Annotated in this window: 5 protein-coding genes; 3 read left to right on the top strand and 2 right to left on the bottom strand. The window is 46.6% G+C overall.

Annotated elements, in window-relative coordinates; all coding sequences use genetic code 11:
* Positions 1-563 (top strand): helicase-related protein (locus IQR33_RS01700; RefSeq protein ID WP_265575771.1); only part of this gene is annotated, 563 nt, incomplete at its 5' end.
* A gap of 105 nt (positions 564-668) precedes the next feature.
* On the opposite strand, the gene IQR33_RS01695 is transcribed toward IQR33_RS01700, so the two are convergent.
* Positions 669-3,548 carry an MGH1-like glycoside hydrolase domain-containing protein gene (locus IQR33_RS01695; RefSeq protein WP_193837914.1) on the bottom strand — a complete coding sequence of 960 codons (2,880 nt, stop codon included), beginning with the start codon at positions 3,546-3,548 and terminating at the stop codon, positions 669-671.
* A 220-nt stretch (positions 3,549-3,768) separates the two neighbouring features.
* Between IQR33_RS01695 and IQR33_RS01690 the strand changes: the two genes are divergently transcribed.
* Positions 3,769-4,680, top strand: a complete 912-nt coding sequence (locus IQR33_RS01690; protein WP_053349304.1) for a LysR family transcriptional regulator — start codon at positions 3,769-3,771, stop codon at positions 4,678-4,680.
* Here the strand turns inward: IQR33_RS01690 and IQR33_RS01685 are convergent.
* Positions 4,633-5,568 carry a LysR family transcriptional regulator gene (locus IQR33_RS01685; RefSeq protein WP_054574558.1) on the bottom strand — a complete coding sequence of 312 codons (936 nt, stop codon included), beginning with the start codon at positions 5,566-5,568 and terminating at the stop codon, positions 4,633-4,635. The genes IQR33_RS01690 and IQR33_RS01685 overlap by 48 nt on opposite strands.
* A gap of 198 nt (positions 5,569-5,766) precedes the next feature.
* On the opposite strand from IQR33_RS01685, the gene grxB reads away from it, so the two are divergent.
* On the top strand, positions 5,767-6,222 hold a 456-nt coding region (gene grxB, locus IQR33_RS01680; protein ID WP_228013710.1), incomplete at its 3' end, for a glutaredoxin 2.

Here is a 6,222-nt window from a genome sequence, read left to right as displayed (position 1 = left end):
CGCGCGGTATCGATATTCCGCAATTACCGCAAGTGGTGAACTTTGAGCTACCGAAAGTGGCAGAAGACTACGTTCACCGTATTGGTCGTACTGGCCGCGCGGGCGAAGTAGGTAAAGCGATTTCACTCGTGTGTGCGCTAGAAGCATCTGAATTGTTTGCGATTGAACGTTTGATTCAAGAAGTACTACCACGTAAAAAGTTGGAAGGTTTTGCGCCAACCAATGTGGTGCCAGAATCTAAACTGGATACGCGCCCAATCAAACCGAAAAAACCTAAGAAGCCGAAAAAACCAAAAGCGCCAAATGCTGCAAGTGAAAATGCCCCAGCAGCCGAAAAGAAAGCAGGCAATGGTGCAAACAAACCCAAACGTCGCTTCAACGGTGGTAGCAACGGCAACAAAAACAGCACCAACCAAGGCGGTGCAGGCAAGCCTAAAGGCAACCGTGAAGGCCAAAGTCGTGCAAACAGTAAACCAGATGACCGCAAGCCAAACAATGCTAAGCCTGCAGGAAACAAACCGTCAGGTCAGCGCCGTAAGCCTCGTCCGCAAGCTGCAAACTAACCTGTAAACGGCCACCGATAGCAAATACAACAAAGCCGCTGATAATCTCAGCGGCTTTTTTTCTTAAAACACAGTTTTTTTAGAATACAGCTTTGTTAAAACAGTCTACATTAAAGGTGTGATTCGAATATCTGCGATTTGCGCTTCGTTCTTTTCACCCTCAATACCACCAGCGTAAATGTAGGTTTCATTCGATTTGAGGTAACTCATATTGAAGTGGTCCTTCAGCGCGATCTGATAGGTTTTTCCCTGCTCCAACGCTACTTCAATTGGCGTTGAGTAACGCATACCTTGGTTTTCACCAATATGGCCCATCTGCAAGTAACCTTGGCCAACCACCTTACCTGCATCATCCAATACCTCTAACAATTTCACGGTGTTCGTGATGCCAGTATTAAGTTGCCCTAGGTTATTGTTGTACCAAGCATCGAACTGGTAAGTGCTCGTTACAGGCGCTGTAAACGACTCTGTACCTTTTACGATGCCACTGTCTTTACTCACCGTAACCACTGAGACATTGTCTTTGAGTGGCTGATATTCGCCATCGAGTTTGATGCGGATCTCTTCACCGACACAAACAGGTTGGCTTGGGTTAGAACGGAAGCCTTTATCGTTAATGCTTTCAGCCAAATAACAAGCAAAACCTATTGGCGTATCGGAATAAGATTGAGCAATCACGTTCTTTTGAATCAGCTCGCCATTGCGATACAAGTTCACGTTGTACTTACTTGTCACGTCAATCGAAACCGAATTATCAACGCTTTTTACCACCAATGTTGGCTCTTGCGGAGAATAAACGCGACTATCTTCACTTGCGTACGGTTTCACACCAGAAACTAAAGTAATGCTGCTATCTACATTCACAAGCGCGCCCAATGTCACGTGGAAATGCCCCTCATCGTCCATCGTGACATTTTCAACTGGGTAGTAACCTGTGTCATCTTTGCTTACTTCAGGCAAGTCAATCGTTACCGAGTAGTTCTTTCCTTTGAAGGCAAAGTTTTCCAAAGTGATTTGTTCAGACTGAGCCAACAAGTTATTGCGCACCCAACTTGTGATAAATGGCTGCACTTCCAACTTACCCGTTTCGGTATGAACGCCGAATAGGGTCTCTACCACCATGTTCAAGTAGCCACCCACAGACCAAAGCTGACGCTGAGAGTTAATCACTGGGCCATCCATGCTTGGATCTTCACCATGATCACTATGGATGATGAATGACTTACCAGAAAGCCACTCTAAGTTTTCCATGTTGGATAAATTAGTTGCCGTGCCACGAACCAACGATTGAATCGCATTGTTCGCCGCAGCCACGTTCTGTGTTTGATGCGCGGCGCGCAAGCTGTACGCGGTAACAAATGGCCAAATTGCGCGGTTATGGTACACAGGCACATCCGGTTGTTGAGGGAAGTAAACCGGCACGCCAAACTCACTGTGTGGATAATTGGCCATGATTTGTTTCGCCTGCGCATCACTTGCCACGCCACTGATGATCGCAAGTGCTTCGCCCAACATGTCGTATTTGTCGACCGCGATGTCTTTGCCATTGTCAAACAAATAGCTTACGTACATACCGCGTTCGGCATTCCAAAACTGCTCGTTGATAGCGGTTTTTAACTGCTCAGCCCACTCGGTGTATTTGACCGCGTTGGTTGAATCGTACTTCTCTGCCAACTTAGCCGCGAGCTGAGTCGCGCGGTAGTGAACCACGTTTGTCGATAACGCTTTGCTGCTACCAATCGCATTGACATCGTTTGGCGTCCACGTTGAGTAAGTTTGCTCACGCCAATCGAGGAATGATTGCTCACCAGTGTATAAACCGGATTTCGCATCAAAAGCCGCCAGGCGATCGGCTTCAAGTGTATTACTGATAGCGTTATATGCGCGCTCGGCAAACTGGTTGTACTCTTCCCCATTCAATGCCGAAAGTAAGCGTTCTGCACCAAGCGCCCAAGTCGTGCGGTCGGTACTGATTGGCCAGCTGCCGCCAGTGCCCGTATCTTGCACAATCTGCTCGCCATCATATTGCTGATCGGTCGTGTCGCGAAAAGCGGACAATTTGAAATTCAAACCATTTTGCACGCGAGTTGGATTCATCAATGCAAGCGAAAGGTCTGCTGCGTACGCCAAATCACGCGTCCATACGTAATGCCACTTCGCGCCCGTTTCAAAAACTTCCGCTTTGATTGGGTTGTTGTAGTTGTAATTGCCGTCTTTGATTTCAGAAACAGCAAGCTGGCCTAGCTCTTTCATCGTCAATGCAAACAACGCGTCAAACGCGACATCACCCGACACCACTCGCGGCCCTGTTTGCTCATTAATCACTAAGCCTTGGTCGAGCGCATCACGCAATTCTGTCGTCGTTGAAATACCAAATTCACGCAGTTCAGCTTTAGGATCTTTCACCGAGAAAATCACGGTATCACTCGAGTCATCGTAATTGGCGAACAGTTTCACTTCTTTGCTCTGATGCCCTTCATGCACCATTGCAGGGTCGAGAATCGCATCAGAGTAGTATTTTTCCGCTTCTTCTTGCGTTGCTTTCGTCACAGTCATTGTCGCGCGACTTTCATCGGCAAAGCTCACAGAAAACTTGTAATACCCTTTGTCTTCAAACGTGATCTCAGAGTTGCAATCATCGTTCATACACGCTTCATTCGTGTCTGGTTTTGGCAGGTACTCCTGAGCTTTATCGAACGCCGCGGGCTCCTCAAAGTAGGTGTATTGGATCTGCCAACCCGGATCAGCAATCTTGAACTGATTGCTACCTCGAGCGACGCGCAGTACGGTTTCGTACTCGTTATTACCCAAATAGTTTAGCTTGGCATGCTCTGCCGTGCCCCAATCCCCATTTAAACCACGTAAATATAAGTCGGCTGAAATAATTGGTTTGTCGACTGACACTGGCGCATCAGAGGAATCTGACCCACATCCAGCAAGACCAATACAAGACGCGACAGCAAGCGCAATAAAACTCGGTTTCATGTTCATCCCTTAGATTGTTATTTTGGCGACAGTCTAAAGAACACCTTTTTGAGGGGAAAATAGGAAGTCAGGAGCGAGCTATAGATAACATCTATACGTCAGACCCCAACAGTGATGTAGATCTATGAAATGCGCATAATTTCAATCAAATGAGATTACAGATTTGTGATTTATAAATGAAATTGTGCAAAATACCCCTCGTTCTTAGAGGGGAAAGAAAATGGACAAATCTCTGCAGCAATTTTTACTGGTTGCACGCTGCCAAAGCATCAGCGCTGCGGCAAGAATGGCAGGGTTAAGCCAGCCAACGGTAACAAGCAATTTAAAGAAGCTGGAAGAGAATCTCGGCGTAACGCTGTTTGAACGTCACCCTAATGGCATGGTGTTGACCGAATACGGGCGCATCCTCTATCGCCATAGCAACGCGATGCAGCATGAATACAACCAAATGATGCAAAGCATTGATGAGCGGAAACAGTACCAAGTCGGAAAAATTAAAATGGGTACTGGCGATGCGTGGTGGCCGCTGTTCGTCAAACAAGCACTCAATGACCATCTGACCAAGCAGCCATCGGCATCTACGCACGTCGAATTTGGCAACCACTTAGGCTTGATGGATTCATTAATCAACGAACAGATTGAATTCTTCATCGGCCACGAGATTGTCGGCTTGTCGTCTAAATGTGATGTTACGTTTATTCCGCTATTTCAAACGGTTGATGCCTATTTTGTTTCCCCAAACCACCCACTTCTAGGGAAAACCGTCACCGAAGATATGCTGCACGAATACCCCGCTCTTTCGGTCACTTATGACGCTAAGAAATTCGCTCACGTCATCGATAACCCAATCCCGAAACAAAATGAACGCGAAAGGCAGCAACTGGATGACAGACCGACTTACGAAGTGGATTCTCTGCTCGCCAGTATTGATGTACTGAAAGAAAGCGTCGCGGTGATGTCTTATACCCGCCATCTGCAATCGTATTTGGAATCCTTTGGCTTACGATGCTTAACCATGGAAAACGAACCAAACCCTGGCACCGTCGGGATTTATCGCCACCGCCGAGAAACCTCGGAATCGCATCTAGATCTGATTGCGGGCATCACTCAGCGCGCTAAATTGCTCAACTAGAAAGTCCAAAAACAGGCGAACTCTTTTCGGTTGATATTGACGGCTTTGATAAATGACATGCAGATCCGCTTCAGCGCCTTGCGAGAAGGCGCTGAAGTTTTTCATATACCCATCCAAAACCGTTACTAAACGTTGTTGTTTGAGGTCTTGCTGAATATCTAAAATCGATTTCAACGCAATCCCCGCACCGTCCAACGCCCATTGTCGAATTACTTCACCATCATCAGAAAATCGCTTTGGCGTGACCGTGATCGTTTGGTGAGACTCTTCATCTTTAAAGTGCCACGTTTTTAATTCTTCATTGCTGCGCACCATCGCTAAGCAGCGATGATCCGCGAGATCTTGTGGGCAGTTTGGGACACCTTGCTTCGACAAATAATCAGGTGACACACACAGCACACGTTGACTCGACGCCAGCTTGCGCGAAATGAGATTGCTGTCCGCTAACTCACCGTAACGAATCACTAAATCGAGCCCCGATTCAGCCAAGTTCGATAAATTGTCATTAAGATAAAGATAAGGCGTCACATCCGGATATTGCTCAGAAAAAGCCGACACCATCGGCGAAATAATTTGTTTGCCAATATCTCGTGGAGCTGAAATTTTCAACGTTCCGCGCACTTCCGAAATACCCGTTTGCAGTAAGTTTTCCGTCTCTTTCACGCTATCAATGATGTTCAGACAAGCTTGATGGTACATTGCCCCTGCGTCCGTGAGTGATACGTGGCGTGTGCTTCGGTTGAGCAGCTTTACGCCATAGCGTTCTTCTATCGCTTGCAGCCTTGCCGTTACCGTCGCCGGAGACAAACCTAACTCCCTTCCCGCCGCTGCCAGACCTTGATGTTTAACGATGCTGACAAACAACGTCATATCCGAAAACTTATCCATCTTCGCGCCCTTATTATTTGAAAAAACTGAATAATCAATTCAGATATTACCCAATTATCAAATTAAATCGAATCCATATACTGACCCTATCGACATTGTTTAGACCCAGAACGTTATGTGACAGGGCAAAGTTAAACGCCGTAACGCTGTTCAACGCACAACAACACGCCCTGCCCAGCCAAGAGATAGGAAACAAAAATGAAACTGTACATTTATGAACATTGCCCCTTTAGCGCCCGCGTCCGTTTTGTTGCAGGCATGCTGAATATTCAGCTCGACGTCATCAACATTGCTTATGACGACGAGAGCACCACCACAAACCTCATCGGCGCAAAACAAGTTCCTCTTTTGATCAAAGACGATGGTGAAGCCATGGCGGAAAGCTTAGACATCATCAACTACTTCCTTGAATTGGCATCTTCCAGCGAAAACAGCCAACCCTCAACACCGGTTTTAGACTGGCAAAAACAAGCATTTTTACCGCTACAAAAAGTCGGGTATCCGCGTTGGTCAAACATGACGTTACCGGAATTTGTAACAGAAACCGCTAAACAAGCATGGCGTGCAAAAAAAGAAACCGAAGCGTTAAATTTTGAAGCTTTGATTAACGATACACCTGCGATTGCGAAAGAAGTCGCCGCTTTGATAGAACAA

Source organism: Vibrio sp. OPT46 (assembly GCF_015163535.1).
Taxonomy (GTDB): Bacteria; Pseudomonadota; Gammaproteobacteria; order Enterobacterales; family Vibrionaceae; genus Vibrio; species Vibrio alginolyticus.
This window is presented reverse-complemented; position numbering and strand designations above follow the sequence as displayed.